Origin of the sequence: Pandoraea terrigena (assembly GCF_902459705.1) — a bacterium.
GTDB classification, from domain to species: Bacteria; Pseudomonadota; Gammaproteobacteria; order Burkholderiales; family Burkholderiaceae; genus Pandoraea; species Pandoraea terrigena.
Genome location: NZ_CABPRU010000003.1, coordinates 181,997 through 201,971, shown reverse-complemented (window position 1 = coordinate 201,971; position 19,975 = coordinate 181,997). Strand labels below are relative to the sequence as shown.

The 19,975-nt window shown below is 65.2% G+C and carries 17 protein-coding genes; 4 read left to right on the top strand and 13 right to left on the bottom strand.

The window, feature by feature from the left end:
* Window positions 1-26: 26 nt before the first annotated feature.
* From PTE31013_RS08505 to PTE31013_RS08480, 6 genes are all read right to left on the bottom strand, one after another.
* A complete protein-coding gene (locus PTE31013_RS08505) occupies window positions 27-719 on the bottom strand; it encodes a glutathione S-transferase C-terminal domain-containing protein (RefSeq protein ID WP_150612384.1) in 693 nt (230 codons plus the stop codon).
* Window positions 716-1,981, bottom strand: coding sequence for an acyl-CoA dehydrogenase family protein (locus PTE31013_RS08500; protein WP_150612383.1), 1,266 nt, complete (start codon window positions 1,979-1,981; stop codon window positions 716-718). Before PTE31013_RS08500 ends, PTE31013_RS08505 begins: the two co-directional genes overlap by 4 nt.
* Window positions 1,982-2,023: 42 nt before the next feature.
* The gene (locus PTE31013_RS08495; protein ID WP_150612382.1) at window positions 2,024-3,118 is read right to left on the bottom strand and encodes a phosphotransferase; all 1,095 of its coding nucleotides are present in this window, start codon (window positions 3,116-3,118) and stop codon (window positions 2,024-2,026) included.
* A gap of 128 nt (window positions 3,119-3,246) precedes the next feature.
* Window positions 3,247-4,005, bottom strand: a complete 759-nt coding sequence (locus tag PTE31013_RS08490; protein WP_150612381.1) for a histidine phosphatase family protein — start codon at window positions 4,003-4,005, stop codon at window positions 3,247-3,249.
* Between the two features lie 107 nt (window positions 4,006-4,112).
* Window positions 4,113-4,892 (bottom strand): oxepin-CoA hydrolase, alternative type, encoded by a 780-nt coding sequence (locus tag PTE31013_RS08485; protein WP_150612380.1) that lies wholly within the window; start codon window positions 4,890-4,892, stop codon window positions 4,113-4,115.
* 16 nt (window positions 4,893-4,908) lie between these two features.
* Window positions 4,909-6,465: a 3-hydroxyacyl-CoA dehydrogenase gene (locus tag PTE31013_RS08480; protein ID WP_150612379.1), complete on the bottom strand. Its 1,557-nt coding sequence runs from the start codon at window positions 6,463-6,465 to the stop codon at window positions 4,909-4,911.
* Between the two features lie 547 nt (window positions 6,466-7,012).
* Here PTE31013_RS08480 and PTE31013_RS08475 point away from each other — a divergent pair.
* Entirely contained in the window at window positions 7,013-7,669 is a 657-nt protein-coding gene (locus PTE31013_RS08475; protein ID WP_150612378.1) for a glutathione S-transferase family protein, read from the top strand.
* 131 nt (window positions 7,670-7,800) lie between these two features.
* On the opposite strand, the gene PTE31013_RS08470 is transcribed toward PTE31013_RS08475, so the two are convergent.
* Together PTE31013_RS08470 and PTE31013_RS08465 are read right to left on the bottom strand one after the other, a co-directional pair.
* Entirely contained in the window at window positions 7,801-8,997 is a 1,197-nt protein-coding gene (locus tag PTE31013_RS08470; protein ID WP_281351799.1) for a pyridoxal phosphate-dependent aminotransferase, read from the bottom strand.
* A gap of 140 nt (window positions 8,998-9,137) precedes the next feature.
* On the bottom strand, window positions 9,138-9,650 hold the full coding sequence (locus PTE31013_RS08465; protein ID WP_150612377.1) for a putative toxin-antitoxin system toxin component, PIN family: 513 nt from the start codon (window positions 9,648-9,650) through the stop codon (window positions 9,138-9,140).
* 47 nt (window positions 9,651-9,697) lie between these two features.
* Between PTE31013_RS08465 and yaaA the strand changes: the two genes are divergently transcribed.
* Together yaaA and PTE31013_RS08455 are read left to right on the top strand one after the other, a co-directional pair.
* Entirely contained in the window at window positions 9,698-10,477 is a 780-nt protein-coding gene (gene yaaA, locus PTE31013_RS08460; protein WP_150612376.1) for a peroxide stress protein YaaA, read from the top strand.
* Between the two features lie 66 nt (window positions 10,478-10,543).
* Window positions 10,544-11,692 carry a M14 family metallopeptidase gene (locus PTE31013_RS08455; protein ID WP_150612375.1) on the top strand — a complete coding sequence of 383 codons (1,149 nt, stop codon included), beginning with the start codon at window positions 10,544-10,546 and terminating at the stop codon, window positions 11,690-11,692.
* A 32-nt stretch (window positions 11,693-11,724) separates the two neighbouring features.
* On the opposite strand, the gene PTE31013_RS08450 is transcribed toward PTE31013_RS08455, so the two are convergent.
* Window positions 11,725-12,399 (bottom strand): BspC domain-containing protein, encoded by a 675-nt coding sequence (locus tag PTE31013_RS08450; protein WP_150612374.1) that lies wholly within the window; start codon window positions 12,397-12,399, stop codon window positions 11,725-11,727.
* 431 nt (window positions 12,400-12,830) lie between these two features.
* On the opposite strand from PTE31013_RS08450, the gene trmB reads away from it, so the two are divergent.
* Entirely contained in the window at window positions 12,831-13,541 is a 711-nt protein-coding gene (trmB, locus tag PTE31013_RS08445) for a tRNA (guanine(46)-N(7))-methyltransferase TrmB (protein ID WP_150612373.1), read from the top strand.
* A gap of 122 nt (window positions 13,542-13,663) precedes the next feature.
* On the opposite strand, the gene PTE31013_RS08440 is transcribed toward trmB, so the two are convergent.
* The 4 genes from PTE31013_RS08440 to acnA all read right to left on the bottom strand — a co-directional run bounded on the left by PTE31013_RS08440 (window position 13,664) and on the right by acnA (window position 19,945).
* The gene (locus tag PTE31013_RS08440) at window positions 13,664-14,842 is read right to left on the bottom strand and encodes a DUF2863 family protein (protein ID WP_150612372.1); all 1,179 of its coding nucleotides are present in this window, start codon (window positions 14,840-14,842) and stop codon (window positions 13,664-13,666) included.
* 134 nt (window positions 14,843-14,976) lie between these two features.
* Window positions 14,977-15,540: a methylated-DNA--[protein]-cysteine S-methyltransferase gene (locus PTE31013_RS08435; RefSeq protein WP_150612371.1), complete on the bottom strand. Its 564-nt coding sequence runs from the start codon at window positions 15,538-15,540 to the stop codon at window positions 14,977-14,979.
* Complete coding sequence (locus tag PTE31013_RS08430) at window positions 15,537-17,024, bottom strand: DNA-3-methyladenine glycosylase 2 (RefSeq protein WP_246174256.1); 1,488 nt, start codon at window positions 17,022-17,024, stop codon at window positions 15,537-15,539. The genes PTE31013_RS08435 and PTE31013_RS08430 overlap by 4 nt, the downstream gene beginning before the upstream one ends.
* A gap of 212 nt (window positions 17,025-17,236) precedes the next feature.
* Window positions 17,237-19,945: an aconitate hydratase AcnA gene (gene acnA / locus PTE31013_RS08425; RefSeq protein WP_150612369.1), complete on the bottom strand. Its 2,709-nt coding sequence runs from the start codon at window positions 19,943-19,945 to the stop codon at window positions 17,237-17,239.
* Window positions 19,946-19,975: the final 30 nt, after the last annotated feature.

Here is a 19,975-nt window from a genome sequence, read left to right as displayed (position 1 = left end):
GCCCGCCCAGTGGATGGGCGAGCGGCCTAGTGGCGCGTGTATTGCGTCGCGCCGAACAGTATTTCGCGCGCCTTGGCGTCCTGGAACGGCTGGCGCGCTTCGGCCAGTACCTTGATGCCGCGCTGCACCGCCGGACGCGCCTCGATGGCCTCGAACCAGCGCTGCACATTGGGGAACTCCGACATCACCACGCCTTGATTCTTCCACGAGCGCAGCCACGGCCAGATCGCGATGTCCGCGATGGTGTACATGTCGCCAGCGACATACGGATGGTGGCCGAGCTGCTTGTCGAGCACGCCGTACAGGCGCCGGGCCTCATTGGTATAGCGCCTGATCGCGTAATCGATCTTCTCGGGCGCGTAGATCCGGAAATGGTGCGCCTGACCGAGCATCGGGCCGACCCCGCCCATCTGGAACATCAGCCATTCGAGTGTCTCGTACTTGCCGCGCACGTCCTCGGGCAGAAAGCGCCCGGTCTTGCCCGCCAGATATAGCAGGATCGCCCCCGACTCGAACAGCGAGATCGGCTTGCCGTCGGGGCCCTCCTCGTCGACGATGGCCGGAATCTTGTTGTTCGGCGAGATCGCGAGAAAGGCGTCCTTGAACTGATCGCCCGCCCCGATATCGACGGGATGTGCGTGGTAGGGCAACTCGCACTCTTCAAGCATGATGTGGACCTTGTGGCCGTTGGGCGTGGCCCAGGAATAGACCTGAATCAATTTCGGCTCCTCGTTGGGGTGTCGGATGATGGCGGGGCGCTCGGTGCGCTCGGGTAACGCGCCAGTTCCAGCTTGGCGATGGCATTGCGATGGACTTCGTCGGGACCGTCAGCGAAGCGCAACGTACGCGCGCTCGCGTACGCGTAGGCCAGCGGAAAGTCCCCGGACAGGCCCGCCGCGCCATGTGCCTGCATTGCCCAATCGAGTACCTGACACGCCATGTTCGGCGCAACGACCTTGATCATGGCGATTTCAGCCCGCGCGGCCTTGTTGCCGACCGTATCCATCATATAGGCCGCCTTGAGCGTGAGCAGGCGCGCCTGTTCGATCAGGCATCGGGCTTCGGCGATGCGCTCGCGCGTGACGCCCTGCGCCGCAATCGGTTTGCCGAACGCCACGCGCGAGAGCGTGCGCTGGCACATCAGTGAGAGCGCGCGCTCGGCCAGCCCGATGAGCCGCATGCAGTGGTGAATGCGGCCGGGACCGAGACGCCCCTGCGCAATCTCGAATCCGCGACCCTCGCCCAGCAGCAGGCTGCTGGCCGGCACGCGAACCTCGTCGAGCACGATATCCATGTGGCCGTGCGGGGCATCGTCGTAGCCGAAGACGGTGAGCGGGCGTACGCGCGTCACACCCTTGGCGTCGGCTGGCACGAGCATCATCGACTGTTGCGCGTGCTTCGGTGCGTCCGGATCGGTCTTGCCCATCACGATGTAGAGCGCGCAACGCGGGTCGCCCGCGCCCGTCGACCACCACTTGCGGCCATTGATGACGTAGTCGTCACCGTCGCGTCGAATGCGGCATTGCACGTTGGTGGCATCGGACGACGCCACGTCCGGCTCCGTCATCAGGAAGGCGGAACGGATCTCACCGCGCAGCAGCGGTTCGAGCCACTGGGTCTTTTGCGCGTCGGTGGCATAACGCTCGAGCGTTTCCATGTTGCCGGTGTCGGGGGCATTGCAATTGAAGACCTCCGGCGCCCAGGGCACTTGCCCCATGATCTCGCACAGCGGCGCGTATTCGACGTTGGTCAGGCCCGCGCCGCGCCCCGAGTCGGGCAGGAACAGGTTCCACAGTCCCGCCTGCTGCGCGAGCGGCTTGAGGCGCTCGATGACCGGCGACGGCTGCCACGCGTCCCCTTGGCGCCGGGCCACCTCGATCGCGTCGAGATAGCGGTGTTCGTTCGGGAAGATGTGCTCGTCGAAGAACGCGGCGAGGCGCGTTCGCAATGCCTCGACTTTCGGGCTGTAGCTGAAATCCATGAGATCTCCGTTCCGTGACTGCCTGCGTGATCGCGATTGTTGTTACACGGGGTCCGTACTGCGCTGCGCGTACGCCCAGGCCAGTTCGGCCATCGGCCGCGCGCGCTTGCCCGCATCGAGCGCCTGCTGGCTGACGGCGGTGCCATCGGCGACACGCTTCATGATGCCTTGCAGAATCGCAGCAATACGGAACATGTTATACGCGAGATAGAAATTCCACTGCGCGGGCCGGGTGATCCCCGTGCGCTCGCTGTAGCGGGCGACGTAGGCGTTCTCGTCCGGGATGCCGAGGGCTTTCCAGTCGAGACCGGCAATTCCGCGAAAGACGCCGGGGCTGACGTGCCATGCCATGCAGTGATAACTGAAGTCGGCGAGCGGGTCGCCGAGCGTGGACAGTTCCCAGTCGAGCACGGCGAGCACGCGTGGCTCGCTCGGATGGAAGATCAGGTTGTCCAGGCGGAAGTCGCCATGCACGACGCTCGTGCGCTCGGGCACGCCGCTTGGCAGATGCGCGGGCAGCCACTCGATGAGTCGGTCCATCGCGTCGATGGCCTGCGTCTGTGAGGCGCGGTATTGCCGGCTCCACCGGGCGATCTGGCGCGCGATGTAGTCGCCCGGCTTGCCGTAGGACCCAAGGCCGATGGCGTGGTAGTCGACCCGGTGCAAGGCCGAGATGACACGGTTCATCTCGTCGTAGATGGCAGCGCGCTCGGCCGGCGACATGCCGGGCAGCGAGGGATCCCACAACACGCGTCCCGGTACGAAGTCCATGACGTAGAACGCCAGCCCGATCACGCTTTCGTCCACGCACAGGCCGCGCATACGGGCGACGGGGACGTCGGTGCCGGCGAGGGCATCCATCACGCGATATTCGCGCTCGATGGCGTGGGCGGATGGGAGCAGTTTGGCCGCCGGGGCGGGTTTGGTGCGCAGCACATAGGCGGCGCCGGGCGTGGTCAGGCGATAGGTGGGATTGGATTGGCCGCCGTTGAACTGCGTGATTGTCAGCGGCCCGGCGAAGCCGTCGACCTGCGCGGCGAGCCAGCCTTCGAGCGCGGCGGTATCGAAGGGCACGCGAGCGTCCAGCGGGCGTTCGCCGGCGAATGTGGAATAGTCCTGCGCAAGCTCCTCGGCCATGCTGTCTCCTGCATTTCCGGTGCTACGTTGATTTTGACGATTTCGACCGCTTTGACCGGTTTGACCGTTTCGACGGTCTTGCCGGATGCCGGCGCAGCCGCTTCACTTCATGCGATCGCGCGACGTGTTCATCTTCGCGCTCGCGTGCGCACGAACGACGCGAAGATCTTTTCCATGACCGTCAGCCGGTTGTCGCGATGCAGCAGTTGCGGCGGCGCGAAGTTCATCAGGCGCACGACCCAGTCTTCGGGTTTGTCACCCACATCGAGCGCGTTGATGCAGGCGGGTGTCTGGGCGAGCTGGCCCAGGAAGAGACGCCCGAGCGGATGCATGGCATGCGAGAGAATCGCGCGATTCACGCCGCCATGCAACACCAGCAGCACTGTGTCCCACGACGTATCGGCCCGCAACTCCGCCAGGGGCGGCACCACGCGGTCGAGCAACTCGCGCACCGACTCGCCGTTCATGAAGCGGGTGCTCTCAGGCACAAGGCCGTCGAACGCGCCGAGAAACGCCTGCGCGATTTCGCCGGGCGGCATGTCGGAAATACTGCCGGCGCGAATTTCCTGCCAGCATGTCCACGTCTCGATGCCGATCTGTTGGCCCGTCTCGGCCAGCACGTGCTCGGCCGTCTCGCGGGTGCGCGGCAGGCCGCTCACGATCACGCGGTCGAAGCGGATGTTCTCGGCGGCAAAGGCGCGTCCGGCGGCGCTGGCTTGCGAGCGTCCCAGGTCGTTGAGCGTGACGGTGTCGGCGTCGATGGGTTTGCCGCTGTCGTCGAAATAGGTCACGTCGCCATGACGCATCAGATAGATGCGGCGGCGCTGCGGCGGCGTGAACACCAAGGGACCGGCGTCGGGACCAGGCTGGTCAGGTGAGGCGCGCATGGGGTAATTCTCCTGAGCGGGGTGCCGGCAGTCGGTCGACGCGCGGCGGCAAGGCATTGGCCAGCGGCGCGCGTCTGACGTTCGCGCGCGCCGTCAATCAGGGGCGATCAGGCGTATTTTGCCGCACGTTTCTCGAGGAAGGCGCTGATACCTTCCAGGCCGTCCGCATGGTGAAGCGACGCGACGAAGCTATCGCGCTCGGCCCCCAACTGCGAGGTGAGCGTCTGGCTGGCGCCGCTCTCGACGAGCGACTTGATTCGGCCGACGGCGTTTGGCGAGAGCTGCGCGAGATCGGTCGCCCAGTTCAGCGCCTCGGCACGGGCTTGGCCCGGTGCGACCACCCGGTTCACGAGACCGGCGGCGGCCAGACGCCCGGCGGCCACCGGCTTGCCTTCGAGCAGGATCTCGGTGGCGAGCGGGCGGGGCAGGGCTTGCGAGAGGAACCACGAGCCGCCGCCGTCGGGCGTAAGACCGACCTTGACGTAGGCCATCACGAACTTGGCGTTGTCGGCCGCGACGAGAAGGTCGCACGCGAGCGCGAGCGAGAAGCCCGCCCCGGCGGCGGCGCCTTCGACCGCCGCGATGATCGGCTTCGGACACGCGCGCAGCGCCTCGATCCATTCGGCCAGCGCGTCGATGCTCGCCGCCTGCACCGACGGATCCTTCTGGCGATTCTCCAGCAGCCGGTTCAGGTTGCCGCCCGCGCAAAAGAAGTTGTCGGCGCCGGTGAGCACCACGGCCCGCACGGACGGATCGCGCTCGGCGGTGGCCAGCGCTTCGACCCCGGCGGCGTACATGTCGGGATGCAGCGCATTGCGCGCCCCGGGGTTCGACAGCGTCAGCACCAGGGTGTGGTCGACGCGTTCGGCAAGCAGTTCGGCGCACATGAAGCGAGTCTCCGGTTCACTGTTCTTCGGTCAGCAGCGACACACCCAGTTGCGCGCGGCGCGTAAGCCACGGCGACGGACGATAGCGTTGATCGCCGTAGAACGATTGCAGGTTGCGCAGGACGGCGAGCAGTTGGCGCGCGCCGACGGCGTCGCCAAGCGCGAGCGGGCCTTTGGCATAGCCCAGACCCAGCGTCACGGCGCGATCGATGTCGCCCGGCGCGGCGATGCGTTGCTGCGCGATGTCCGCGCCGATATTCACGATGGTAGCGATCACCCGCTGGGCGACAAAGCCCGCCGAGTCTCGAATTACCGTCACCGGCGTGCCGCCGTGCGCAAACAGGGCGTGCGCGGCGTTGCGCGCCTCGGGCGTCGTGATCGGCGTGGTCATCAACGTATGACGCTTCGCGCCGGCGAGCGGCAGCAGCGTGTCGACGGCCACGGTGCGCGCCGCGTCGAGCCCTTGTTCGACGGCACAGGTCGTGGCGTCGAGGCCGAGCGGCGTGACAACGATCAGCGCCGTCGCCGAGGGCTTGTCGCCGCTTTCGATGGTCACACCTGTCGCCCCCAGCAGTTCGATCACGGCGGCGAAGCCGCGCGTATCGGCCCGGCTCACCCAGACGCTTGCGGGCAGTGTATCGGGCACCGGGGCTTCGGGCGGCACCTGCGGTTTGCCGTCGACGTAGCGATAGAAGCCTTCACCGACCTTGCGGCCCAGCAGGCCGCCCGCGAAGCGCACGGCCGTGATCGGCGACGGACGAAAGCGCGCTTCCTCGTAGAACTGATGGTAGATCGACTCCATCACGGGATGCGAGACGTCGAGCGCCGTGAGATCGAGCAGTTCGAACGTCCCCAGGCGGAAGCCCGCTTGTTCGCGCAGGATGCGGTCGATATCGGCAAAGCTCGCCACGCCTTCGCTCGCCACGCGCAAGCCTTCGGTGTTCATGCCGCGCCCGGCGTGGTTGACGATGAAGCCCGGCATGTCCTTGCAGCGCACGGCCGTGTGCCCCATGCGCTGCCCCAGCGCGAGCAGGGCGTCACCGACCTCGGGGGCGGTGCGCAGGCCGTCGATGACCTCCACGACCTTCATGAGCGGCACCGGATTGAAGAAGTGGTAGCCGGCCACGCGCGCCGGGCGCTCGCACGCGGCCGCAATCGCCGTAATCGACAGCGACGACGTGTTCGACGCGAGAATCGCGTCGGCGGCAACGATGCCCTCGAGCGAACGAAACAGATCGCGCTTGATGTCGAGCCTCTCGATGATGGCTTCGACGACGAGTTGGCAATCGGCCAGATCCTCGAGCGCGCCGCATGCGTGCAGACGGCCCATCGTTGCTTCGACACTCGACGCGTCGATCTTGCCCTTCGCGGCGAGCTTGTCCAGCGTTTCGCGCAGCGTGCCCATTGCGGCTTGCACGGCGCTGGCGTTGGTGTCGTATAGCTTCACACGCAGGCCGGCCTGCGCGGCGATCTGGGCGATGCCACGGCCCATGGCGCCGGCGCCGACGATGCCCAGAACGTCGATAGCCTTGCCGGGGGAGGTCGCGCAGGCCTGGGAGGAAGATGCAGTCATACGAAGTGTCTCGAAATGGATATCGGTAATCGTCGATCAGGGGACGCGGGTAGCGCCGGCGGGCGGGCATGGCCGTGAGGTGTCATTTTATCGTCCGACCGGTCGGTCTGGAAATAAATTTCCTGGCGACTCGTCGGATAATGCAAACCGGTGCCCAAGTCACGTTGCCGCTATTGTCGCCGATCTTGCTGCGGCTGCCAGCGCTTGTTCCGCTGGGCGGTCGAACGCAGGGCGGGCGATCGCGGGGCTGCCGTGGCGTCCAGAGACGGATTTCGGGACGTCTTCCGGCGCACGTGTCTCGCGAGCGATCATGCGATGCCGTTACACTGCGGGTGGCCGCCTATCGCACCGGTTGTACACGTCACCCACGCCGCATGGCATCGTGAGCCTGTGGATCGACTCTGGCGCTACAACCGTCGCGCGGCGGGCCGCTAACGAGACGCCGCCGCCCACTGGCGGCAGCGCACCAGGGACGCATCATGAAACCGCGCACGCCCCGCCGCCTCGACGACAGCCGAGGCGCTGGCCGTGATGCCTCGGAGAGAATATGTTGAAGCTGTACGGTTTTCCCATCAGCAACTACTACAACAAGGTCAAGGTCGTGCTGTACGAGAAGGGCTTGCCCTTCGAGGAGTCCGAGTCGATCCCGTGTCAGGACGAATCGGTGCTGCAATGCTCACCGCTCGGCAAGGTGCCGTACCTGGAGACGGAGCACGGATTCCTGTCCGAGTCGCAGGTGATCTGCGATTTCCTCGAAGCGACGCATCCGTCGCCGGCGCTGTTCTCGAACGATCCGTGGCAGCGGGCGAAGGAGCGCGAATTGCTCACGATGGTGGAGTTGCATCTCGAGTTGGTCGTGCGCGATATCTACGGGCAGGCGTTTTTCGGCGCGGCGGCGTCGGAGGGCACGCGTCACCGCACCGAAAAGCTGCTGCGTCGGAACATCGCGGCGTTCAAGCGACTGGCGAAGTTTGCGCCTCACCTGGCCGGGGAAACGTTCTCGATGGCCGACATCGTCGCCGGCATCCACCTGCCGATCCTGGGCATGGCCACGCAAGCCGTGTACGGCGAGGATTTCCTGCAGGCGGCCGGCATCGACTGGAAGGCCTATGGCAAGGGGCTCGCCGAACGTGGGTCGTTCCAGCGGATGCGTGCGGAGCAGAAGGCATACCAGCAGGCGCAGCAGGCGAAGAAGGCGGGGTAAGCAAGGATAAGCAAGAATACGCACGGATAAGCACGACCAAGCCCGAACAGGTGTGGAGGGGCGGTCAATACGAAAGGGCCGCAATTTGAAAAAATGCGGCCCTTTTTTGCGGCTTGCCGACGTGATTGGTGTCAGATCTTTGCGAGTCGTGCCAACGCCTCACGCAGGGTGTCGTCCTGCTTGGCGAAGCAGAAGCGCACCACCCCCGATTCGTGCGGTGCGTGGTAAAACGCCGAGACGGGAATGGCCGCCACGCCGATCTCGCCGGTCAGCCACAGCGCAAAGTCGGCTTCGCTCATGTCGCTGATCGCGCTGTAATCCACGCACTGGAAGTAAGTGCCTTCACACGGCAGCAGCTTGAAGCGCGTACCCGCAAGCCCCTCGCGGAACAGGTCGCGCTTCTTCTGATAGAAGCCCGCGAGTTCGAGATACGGCGCGGGGTCGCGCATGTAGTCGGCCAGACCGACCTGCATCGGTGTGTTGACCGTGAACACGTTGAACTGATGCACCTTGCGGAATTCGGCGGACAGGGACGCCGGTGCCGCCACGAACCCGACCTTCCAGCCCGTGACGTGATACGTCTTGCCGAAACTCGACACGATGAAGCTGCGGCGCGCGAGTTCGGGATGGCGCGCGACGCTCTCATGCCGCTTGCCGTCGTACACCATGTGTTCGTAGACCTCGTCCGAGATCAACAGGATATCGGTGCCGGCGACGATCTCGGCCAGCTTTGCGAGATCCTGCTCGTGCCACACGGTACCGCTCGGATTGTGCGGCGTATTGAACAGGATGAGACGCGTGCGCGGCGTGATCGCTGCCGCGAGCTTGTCGAACGGAATGCGGAAGTCGGGCGCGTCGAGCGTGATGAACACCGGCTTGCCGCCGGCCAGCTCGATCGAGGGGACATAACTGTCGTACGTCGGTTCGAACACGATCACTTCGTCGCCCGGATGCACGCACGCGAGAATCGCCGTGAGCAGGGCCTGTGTGGCACCGGCCGTCACCGTGATCTCCGTGTTCCAGTCGTAATGTTGCCCGTAGCGCTTGCCGATCTTGTCGGCGATGGCCTGACGCAGTGCCGGGACGCCGGCCATCGGCGGGTACTGGTTGTGGCCGTCGCGCATGGCGCGTGAGACCGCGTCGACGATCTTCGGATCGCACGCGAAATCAGGGAAGCCCTGCCCGAGGTTCACCGCCTGCTTCTCGGCGGCGAGTGCGGACATCACGGTGAAAATGGTGGTGCCGACGTTCGGCAGACGTGACACGAGCGGTGGGGCGACCAACGCCGGGGCGGCGGGCGCGACAGATGCGGAGTGAGGCGCGTTCATGTAGGCAATGGACGATGCAGTGATCAGGCGGACATTCTAACGCTGCGGCGTCCGGCATGCGGGCGGCGCCGCGAAGTCTGGCTGTATTTTCAGAGACGCCGAGGCCAGACCTCGGCCGATTTCGATCGGCCCTTCGGGCATTACCCGCTCGTGTCCAGCAGCGATACAAAAGCGCTCGCCGTCACGATACGAAAGGCGAACTGGCGGGCCACCCGGCTACGCAGCTTGAGCACGGCCTTGTCCTTGCTGACCAGCCAGTGCGCATGGCCGTCTCGCGCGGCCTCTAGAAACTTCTGATCGTCGCGATCGCGGCACAATGGCAGCGGGGCGCCCGGCGCGGCATCGTCGGGCACGACGATGCGGTGCGTGTGGGCATCTACCCAGGCGAGCGCGGCGTCGTTGTCGATCTCGCGCGACGAAAATTGCGGGTAAGTGAGTACGACGGCGAGTTCGTCACGGCAGCGCGTCGCCATGAGTGCGATGAGTCGCCGCTCGACGAGCGCATCTCTTACCGGGCGCACGATGGGATCGTCGAAGACGAGCAGGTCGATCCAGACATTGGTATCGAGGACTACGCGCGGCGGCGTGGCGAGCGTATCGAGATGCTCGGCGAAGGCTCGCTCGGCGGGAGTGGCGACGGCGTTTTGAAGCATTGGATAGAATGTCGGTTTCTCGTTTTCGCAGGAACGCTGCAGCCAATATGATAATTGTTCTTTCGCCGGCCAAATCACTCGACTACGAAACGCCGCCGCACGTGAGCACGCACACCGTGCCGCAGTTCGTCGACGACGCGGCCGAACTGATCGAAGGCCTGCGCGAACTAAGCCCGGCACAGGTGGGCTCGCTCATGAGCATTTCCGATCAACTGGCCGCGCTGAACGTCACCCGCTACGCCGACTGGAATGCCCGCTTCGACACGCGCAATGCCAAGCAGGCCGTGCTTGCCTTCAACGGCGACGTCTACGAAGGCCTCGCCGCCCGCACCCTGAGCGCCACGCAGCTCGATTTCGCGCAGAAGCATCTGAGAATTCTGTCCGGCCTTTATGGCGTGCTGCGTCCGCTCGATCTGCTCCAACCGTATCGTCTGGAGATGGGCACGCGCTTTTCCAACAAGCGCGGGCGTGATTTGTACGCGTTCTGGGGCGAGCGTGTAACGCAGACGATCAATGCGTCGCTCGCGGAGCACGCCGAAACGCGTCGCGTACTCGTGAACCTGGCGTCGGAGGAGTATTTCAAGGTCATCAAGCGCCGTTTGGTGGCCGCGCCAGTGATTACGCCGGTGTTCGAGGACTGGAAGAGCGGCAAGTACAAGATCATCAGCTTTTACGCCAAGCGGGCGCGCGGTCTGATGGCGCGTTACGCCATCGAGCGCGGCGTGACCGACGTGCAGCAGCTCAAGGCCTTCGACAGCGAAGGTTATGCGTTCGACAACAGTGTCTCGAACGATGCGCTCTGGGTCTTCCGCCGTCGCGTGGCCTGACGTTCGCCAACTTTCGACCCCGAGCATGTGCCCCGGGGTTTCTGATTTCCGCCTGCGAGACAAGTCATGACCGTCCAGATCAGCAGCAAGTTCGACAGCGGTGCCATCGAGGTGGTGAGTGCCGAGCATGCCGACGATATTCACGTTCGCATTGCACAGGACGGTGCCGCCGCGTTTGCGCAGTGGTTCCATTTCCGTGTGCAGGGCGTGGGCGGTGTGCCGTGCCGTATCGTGTTCGATAACGCAGGGCAGACGTCGTATCCGCGGGGCTGGGAGAACTACAGCGCGGTAGCATCGTACGATCGCGTGACCTGGTTCCGCGTGCCCACCTCCTACGACACGAAGGTCATGACGGTGTCGTTTACGCCGGCACACGACAGCGTGTATCTGGCGTATTTCGAGCCGTATGCGGAGGAGCGTCATCTGGCGCTGCTCGGCACGGCGCAGAATTCGCCGCGGGTGCATTCGCGCTCACTGGGGCAGACCGTCGACGGTCGGGATATGACGCTGCTGACGGTCGGCGAGTCGCGCGCGGGCAAGCGCAACCTCTGGGTGATCGCACGTCAGCATCCCGGCGAGACGATGGCGGAGTGGTTCGTGGAAGGGCTGTTGCGCCGCCTGCTCGGCGCGGGGGATTGGGCCGGCGATCCGCTTGCGACGGCGGTACTCGACGAAGCGGTGTTGCACATTGTGCCGAACATGAATCCCGACGGGTCGGCGCGGGGCAATCTGCGCACCAACGCAGTGGGCGCGAATCTCAATCGCGAGTGGTTGGCGCCGGACGTGGCGCGCAGCCCCGAGGTGTATCACGTGCGTACGGCCATCGAGGCGCTCGGCTGCGATATGTTCTTCGACATTCACGGCGACGAGGCGCTGCCTTACGTATTTCTCGCCGGCAACGACGGCGTGGAAGGGGCGACCGACGCGATGCTCGCGCGCGAGAAGGCGTTTGGTGAGCGTCTGAAGGCGGCGAGCCTCGATTTTCAGGACAAGTTCGGCTATCCGCCGGGCAAGCACGGGCCGGAGTCGTTCAAGCTCGCGTCGAAGTGGGTCGCCCGGCGCTTCGGCTGCTTGTCGCTCACGCTCGAGATGCCGTTCAAGGACAATGCGAACCGTCCTGATCCGCACGTCGGCTGGAGCGGCGCCCGAAGCGCCGCATTGGGCGCGTCGATGCTCGCCGCCATCTGGGCACAGATGCAGGCCGATAACGCGTAAGGTGGGGGGCGTGGGTGCCCGTCACCGAACGATCAATGCGATTTCTTTTTCGTCGCGCTCTTCTTGGTGCTGCTCGCCTTCTGCGATGACGTTTTCGCCGACGACTTGCTGCGCGACGACTGGGTCCTGGTGCCGTGCCTGCCCGACTTCGCGGACGCGTGCGTCGCTTTGCCATGCGAGCCGCGTTTGGCCCGCGTCACTGGTCGCTCGACCTGCGACAGCGGCGACGTATAGTTGAAGCCCATCATGCGGCCGTCCGCGTAGCCGCAGCGAATATGAATGTTGTCCGTCTGACCGTTGGTACGTTTGCCGATGCCGTCGAGTTCGACCATCTGCGTGACGTCCACACGTTGCTTGTGGTCGTCGAACGGACCGGACCACGGCAAGACCTTGGCGTGCTCTGCATCGAGCGCGTCGTCGGCGTACTCGACGCGCTCGTAGCCGGGCAGCGTGGCGACGACAAAACTGGCGTGTGCGGCGCAATCGGCCACCAGCGGATCGGCGTGACGGGTGTTGACGAATTGGTCGACCAGCGCGCGATGCTGTTCGAGCGTGAAGGCCTGTGCAGGGGCCGGGACGACAGACAGGCCGAGGGGGGGCGCCGCCGCCATGATGGCCGCGACGGGGGCGGCACTCGCGGCAGCGGCAACTTGCCGCACGGCCCGCATCAGGACGCCTGCGGCGCGTTGAAAAAATCGATTCGACATTGCTTGATGTATTCTCGGGGGCGCTAAGGCATTGCAGAGCAATGCGGGCATGCGATGACCCATCGTGGGTGTCTTCAGCACGCGCCGCTCGCGAAGAGGCTTGACCGCATTTTGATAGACAACGGCAAAGCGGCTCCCATCTTAACCGAAAAGATGTCGCTGACGCCCGCCGGGTAAGCCCTCAGACGTAACAGCGCAGGCCACGAAAGTTACAGCGCGCTACAATGCGGGCCCGCCCGACGCGCGAAGTGCGGCTGCGCGGATGCCCTCGCGCATGCGACGGGCACGCCAACGGTCCGGCACGCGCAGGGGGCGAATTCTGTCATCGGCATCAACGCCGCGATCGCTCGAACAACGGCGAATTTCGGGGCTTTTTCGCGATGCGCGTTCGGGGATGCCTTTCGTTCGCCCGGCACTTTTTTCATTTCGGCATGTTCGCAAATTCACGCACGGTGGCCAGTGCCCAAACCGGCCCTCACGACAAACTGGCGGCGCTCGTCGATCGTCATCGCGACGCGGTCTATCGCAAGCCGCTCGCGGCCTACAGCGCGGGCGCGTTCGACGCCGCCATCGTCGCGTGGCGCAACGCCGGCGCTGCACCGCTGATCATCGATGCGGGATGCGGTGTCGGCGAAAGCACGTTGCGGCTGGCGACACAATTTCCCGATCACTTTGTGATGGGCATCGATCAGTCGGAGAGTCGCATCGTGCGCGGCAAAGACTGGTGGGACGGCGAGTGGCCCGGGAATTTCGTGTGGGTGCGGGCCGATCTGGTCGACTTCTGGCGGCAACTGTTCGAGGCCGGTATCCGCCCGGCACGCCATTACCTTCTGTACCCGAATCCGTGGCCGAAGATCGGGCAACTCGCACGGCGCTGGCACGCCCATGCGGTGTTTCCGACCGTGGTGGCGCTCGGTGGCGTGCTGGAGTGCCGCAGCAACTGGGATCTCTACATCGAGGAATTTGCGTTGGCCGTTGAATGGCTATGCGGTGTGCGTCCGGTCGTGGAGGCCTGGTCGCCCGAAGCAGGCGTAGAACCCATGACACCGTTCGAGCGCAAGTACCTGGCCTCCGGGCATGGGCTGCATCGATGTGTCGTGACGTTGCCGTCGCCCTTGGCAGCGCCATGGGCGGGTCGGTGAGTGCGTGGGCGAGGGGCGCCGCACACGTCGCACAAATGACAATGGCCGTGCGCGGATACCGCACGGCCATTGCCTGATTGTCGTTGCGCATCGAGCAATGCGTCGATGCGACGCGCTGCCAATCAGTGGAAGTGCGGGCGGCTCGGTTCGGCGTCTTCCGGCATCTCCGCGTGGACGACTTCGCCCACGGGGTCCGGATACAGGGGCACGCCGCAATCGTCGCAATACTCTGGATCGAAGCGCCCCGGATGCTTGCGAATCTCGGTCACGCCACAGGCCTTGAGCAGGTCGGTGACTTCCTCGAGCGCGCCGCCCTCGACTTCGCCGTTCTCACGACCGTACAGCGGCCACACCACCCCATAGATGACATCGTTGCTGCCGCGCTGTGTGAAGCCGATGCGGTATTCGTCGATGTTCTGCTCGCCGAAGCCGGCCACGACCGCGCGCAACTCGGGCGGCGTGAGCGTGAGCACGTCTTCGAGATAGCGCAGTGCCGTGCGGATTGTGTGCGGACGGATGCGCTCGTCGGCTTCCCGGCAGCTCGCGTAATACGCGTCGGGCAGCAGGCACTCGATTTCGCAGCCCGGCAGCAGCGCATTGAGATTCGGGCCGCCCTGCGCCGACCATGCCTCCTGGCACTGGCCGCGTTCGGCGTGGCGCGCGCCCTCTTCCTGCCAGCGGAACATCGGCGCCCCCTTGGGCACGCTGACGGCCGCGAGCAGGAAGCGCGGGTCGGCGAGAATCGGGGCCGTTTCCGGCAGGTCGTTCCCGGGGTGTTTGACGTCGGTGCCGTCGACCGCCGCGCGTACCAGTTGCTGCGTCACCTTCCACGATTCGCAATGCGTGCGCGGCAGTTGGTCGATGCTGTAGAGGTAGGGCGAAATGGCCACGCGCGCCGGTTCGGCCAGCACGTGGGCATGCAGGTGCGCGCGAATGGGCATAAGGGCATCGGCTTTCACCGGGCCCGACGGGATCGCGTAACGGGTCCAGGCGAGGATCGGGATGGCGACGAGCAGACCGTCCCACACCAGGCCTTCGACTTCCGGTTCGGCGGATTCGCTTTGCGACTCGATCAGATCGGCGAGCGCGCCATAGGCTTCGCTGTGGTTGGCCTGAAGGTGGTCGAGTGCGGCGTCGATCGCCGGTTGGTTGCCGGTGCGCAGCACGCGCGTGAGCAGCGTGTCGAGCTGGGCTTCCCAGAAACGGTCTTCGATACGGCTGCCCGAGGCAGCGAGCGCGAGCGCGTGGCCGACCAGCTTTTCAGCGTCGGGAGTCAGTCGTTTGGCGGTGCGTGGGCGCATAGTCGTGCAAAGCAGAAATACATGGACTCACGATTGTACGGCATGCGTGAACGCGATTGATGGGACGCGCGCACCTATCGCGTCGCCCCGGTCCTGAAAATGACGACATGCGGCCCCCTCGGCCCCCCGGGGCGTCAGAAATCAAACGCGAGATTGGCGGGGGCCGAGAGTCGGGTTCGACGCGTGGCCGCCATGGCGGCGCCCGTGGCCGGGGCCAGCGCGGCCCCTTCGAGCGCGAGCAGGGCAAGCTTGCGCTCGACGCCGCTGGCGTAGCCGGTGAGGGTGCCGTCAGCGCCGATTACGCGGTGGCAGGGCACGATGATCGCGATGGGATTTCGCCCGTTGGCGGCACCGACCGCGCGCGATTTATTGAGATCGCCCAACGCGTGCGCGAGGTCGCCGTAGCTGCGCGTCTCGCCGAACGGAATACGTCGCAGTTCGGCCCAGACGCGTTGCTGAAAGGGCGTGCCTTCGGGCGCCAGTGCCAAGTCGAAGGTGCGTCGCCGTTCGTGAAAATAAGCATCGAGCTGCCGCTTCGCGTCATCGAGGATGGCGAGGCCGGCGCCATCGCGGCGGGCGTCGCCGTCCTGCGGAAAATACTTCTGATGTGAGAAATACACGCCGGTGAGCGCGTCGCCGTTCGCGACGAGCAGCATGTCGCCGAGTGGGCTGTCGTAAAACGTTTCATAGCGGGTCATGCGCATACCTCCTGCAAAGTCTCGACCGGCTGGCCTGCCGGCCCCTGCGCCGCCGCCCGCCAGACATGCAGCGCCGCGTACGCGCGCCAGGGTGCCCATTGCGCGGCCCGCGTGGCGACGGCACGTCCGTCGACCGCGCCGAGCGCCTGGCGCAGCACCAGATCGTCGACGGGCATCGCATCGGGCGAGCCGAGCGCGCGCATGGCGATGTACTGCGCCGTCCAGGGGCCGATACCCTTGATCGCAAGCAGACCCGCCATCGTGGCTTCGAGCGGCGCCAGGGGATCCAGCCGCAAGCGGACGTCGACGAGCGCCTGCGCCACCCCGTGGATGGCGGCGATGCGACTTCGAATGATACCGGCTTGGCCGAGTCCGTCGGGGGGCACGGCGAGGAGTTGCGCGGCACTCGGGAACGTATGTGTCAGTGCGTGCGCGGGGGCGGGCAGGGGTGTGCCGAAGCGTTGCGCGAGCCGGCCGAGCAAACGTCGGGCGCCTTTGACCGTAATCTGCTGGCCGACGATGGCGCGCACGGCGATTTCGAAACCGTCGACCGCCCCCGGGACGCGCAGGCCGGGCGTCGGCGCGGCGAGCGGGCCGAGGTGCGCATCGATCACGTCCGGACGCGCGCCGAGATCGAACAGATGCCGCAGCTTGCCCAGCACCTGCGGCACGCTGCCGGCCAGGGCGAGCGGTAGCGTCACTTGTAGCGCGTGGCGATCCGGTAGCGGCGCGACGCGACACCAGCCTGTGACCGTTTGCCCGTCCTGCTGCTCGAGGCTCAGCGTGCGTGTGTAGACGTCTCCATCGCGCCGCTCGACCCCATCGATGGCCCGGTCGCCGAGGAAGTCGAGCAGGGCGTGCCAGGCGAAGGGCGGCCGATACGCGAGCTGGAACACGAGATGGCTGTCGGGCAGGGCATCGTGCAGGGCGTTCAGACGGAGGCGGCCGGGGGCGAAGCCGTAGCGCGTCTTGAAGAGTCCGTTGAAGCGTCGAACGCTGCCGAAGCCGGCCGCGAGGGCGACTTCCGTCACGGGCATGGCCGTATCGGTGAGCAGACGCTTGGCCAGCAGGAGTCGTTGCGTCTGCGCGTACTCGATGGGGGAGACGCCGAATTCGTCCGCGAAGATGCGGCGCAGATGGCGTTCGGTGATGCCGATACGGGCCGCGAGGGCGGGGAGGTCGGCGTGATTGAGAAAGCCTTCGTCGATCATGGCGGCCGCGGCGTCGGCGAGTTCGCGGGTGGCGTCGAAACGGGCGAGGCCAGGCGCGAGTTCGGGGCGGCATTTCAGGCACGGACGAAAACCGGCCTTCTCCGCGGCGGCGGCGCTGCCATAGAACGAGCAGTTTTCGAAGCGGGGCGTGCGCACGTTGCACACCGGCCGGCAGTAGATGCCGGTGGACGACACACCGACGAAAAACCAGCCGTCGAAGCGCCGGTCGCGGGCGCTGACGGCCTTGTAGCAGACTTCGGGATCGAGGGGCATGGACATGGGGGCGTGGGTGGTCCGGCAACGAGAGCGGAGACTATGCACGTCACTCTACGCGCGACGCCCACTAGGCGCTAGCCATTTTCGGACATGACAGCGATGCGTCGCTCAAAACGACAAAACCCGGCGCGAAGCCGGGTTTTGCAGGCCGCCGGACGACAAATCGTCATCCGGCGGCGTGCGTCATTGCTGCGTTGCTGATCGGCTGATCAGGCAGCCGCGAGCAACTGGCGCAGCACGAACGGCAGGATACCGCCGTGCTTGTAGTAATCCACTTCGATCGGCGTGTCGATGCGCAGCAGGACTTGCACCTTTTGCGTCTCGCCGTTCTTGCGGTGGATCACCAGCGTGACATCCTGTTGCGGCTTGATGTCGGCCGTCAGCCCTTCGATGTCATACGTCTCTTCGCCCGTGATGCCCAGCGACTGTGCGCTGTCCGACCCCTTGAACTGCAGGGGCAGCACGCCCATGCCGACCAGGTTCGAGCGGTGGATACGTTCGAACGAGCGCGCGATGACCGCCTTCACGCCCAGCAGTTGCGTGCCCTTGGCCGCCCAGTCACGCGACGAACCCGTGCCGTACTCTTCACCGCCAAACACCACCGTCGGGGTGTTCTCGCCGACATACTTCATCGCGGCGTCGTAGATCGACAGCGTTTCGCCGCTCGGCTGGTGAATCGTCAGGCCGCCTTCCACGCGCGAACCGTCAGCTTTCGCCGGGATCATCAGGTTCTTGATACGCACGTTGGCGAACGTGCCGCGCATCATCACTTCATGGTTGCCACGACGCGAGCCGTAGCTGTTGAAGTCGGCCTTGAGCACGCCATTGTCGAGCAGCCACTTGCCTGCCGGAGAGGTTTCCTTGATGGAACCGGCCGGGCTGATGTGGTCGGTGGTGACCGAGTCGCCAAACACGCCCAGGGCACGTGCGCCATGGATCGGCTTGATGTCGGCGTTCGGTTCCATCGTGAAGCCTTCGAAGAACGGCGGCTCGGCAATGTACGTCGAACCCGGCCAATCGTAGACCTGGCCCTTCGAACCCTTGATCTTGGCCCACAGCGGGCTCGGATCCTTCACCGTGTCGTAATTCGTCTTGAAGGTCTTCGCGTTCATCGCGAACTTCATCAGCTTGTGGACTTCCTCGCTGGTCGGCCAGATGTCGCCCAGGAAGATCTCGCGGCCGCCACGGCCCTTGCCGACCGGCTCGGTCATCAGGTCGCGCGTCACATTGCCGGCGATGGCGTAGGCCACGACCAGCGGCGGCGACGCCAGGAAGTTGGCGCGAATGTTCGGGTGAATACGCGCTTCGAAGTTACGGTTGCCCGAGAGCACCGCGGCGACGACCATGTCGTTCTTCACGATGGTGTCGTTCAGCTCGGCCGTCAGATCGCCGGCATTGCCGATACAGGTCGTGCAGCCGTAGGCCGTCACGCCGAAGCCCAGCTTCTCGAGGTACGGCAGCAGGCCAGCCGCTTCGAGGTACTCGGTCACCACACGGCTTCCCGGGGCGAGCGAGGTCTTGATGTGCGGCGCCACCTTCAGGCCCGCTTCCACGGCCTTCTTGGCCAGCAGGCCGGCGGCGAGCAGCACGCTCGGGTTCGACGTGTTCGTGCACGACGTGATCGCGGCGATCAGCACGTCGCCGTTGTCCACATCGATGCCGCTGGCCGTCTGGTAGGTCGTGTCGAGCTGCGCTTCGGTCTTGTTGAAACCGTTCTCGGCGACGGGCTTCGTGAACAGGTCATTGAATGTCGACTTCACGTTGCCGATTTCGATACGGTCCTGCGGACGCTTCGGGCCGGCCAGCGACGGTGCAACCGTGCCCAGATCCAGCGAAACCGTCTTCGTGTAGTCGATCTCGTTCGTCTTCGGAACGCCGAACATCTTCTGGGCCTTGAAGTACGATTCGAAGGCGTCGATTTCGGACTTCGTGCGGCCCGTACCCTTGAAGTAGTCGATCGTCTTTTCGTCAACCGGGAAGAAGCCCATCGTGGCGCCGTATTCCGGGGCCATGTTCGCGATGGTGGCGCGGTCCGGCAGCGCCAGGCTGGTCGTGCCTTCGCCGAAGAACTCGACGAACTTGCCGACGACCTTCTCGCGGCGCAGCATTTCCGTGATGGTCAGCACCAGGTCGGTGGCGGTCACACCTTCGCGCAGGCGGCCGGTCAGTTCCACGCCAACGACGTCAGGCGTCAGGAAGTACACCGGTTGCCCCAGCATGCCGGCTTCGGCTTCGATGCCGCCGACGCCCCAGCCCACCACGCCGATACCGTTGATCATGGTCGTGTGGCTGTCGGTCCCCACCAGGGTATCCGGGTAGAACACGTTGTCCTTCTTGTGCACGCCACGTGCCAGATATTCCAGGTTCACCTGGTGCACGATGCCGTAGCCGGGCTGTACGACGCCGAACGTGTCGAACGCCTGCATGCCCCACTTCATGAACTGATAGCGCTCGTTGTTGCGCTTGAATTCCAGCTTCATGTTCAGGTCGAGCGCCTTCTTTTCGCGGAAGTGATCGATCTGGACCGAGTGGTCGACCACCAGATCCACCGGCACGAGCGGCTCGATGCGCTTCGGGTTCTTGCCCTGGCGCTCGGCGACGTTGCGCATGGCGGCCAGGTCGGCCAGCAGCGGCACGCCGGTGAAGTCCTGCAGCACGACGCGTGCCACGACGAACGGGATTTCGTCGACGCGCTCGGCATTCGGCTTCCAGTTGGCCAGTTGCTGGACGTGGGCTTCGGTGACCTTCTTGCCGTCGCAGTTGCGCAGCACCGACTCAAGGACGAGTCGGATCGACACCGGCAGGCGTTCGACGTTCACACCCAGGGCTTTACCCAGTTGGGGCAGCGAGTAGAACTTGCCTTTCTTGTCGCCGCTGAGCTTGAACTCTTTAAGCGTTTTGTGGAGGTTGTGGGCCATGATCTTTCCTTGAGTGATACAGAAAAACGA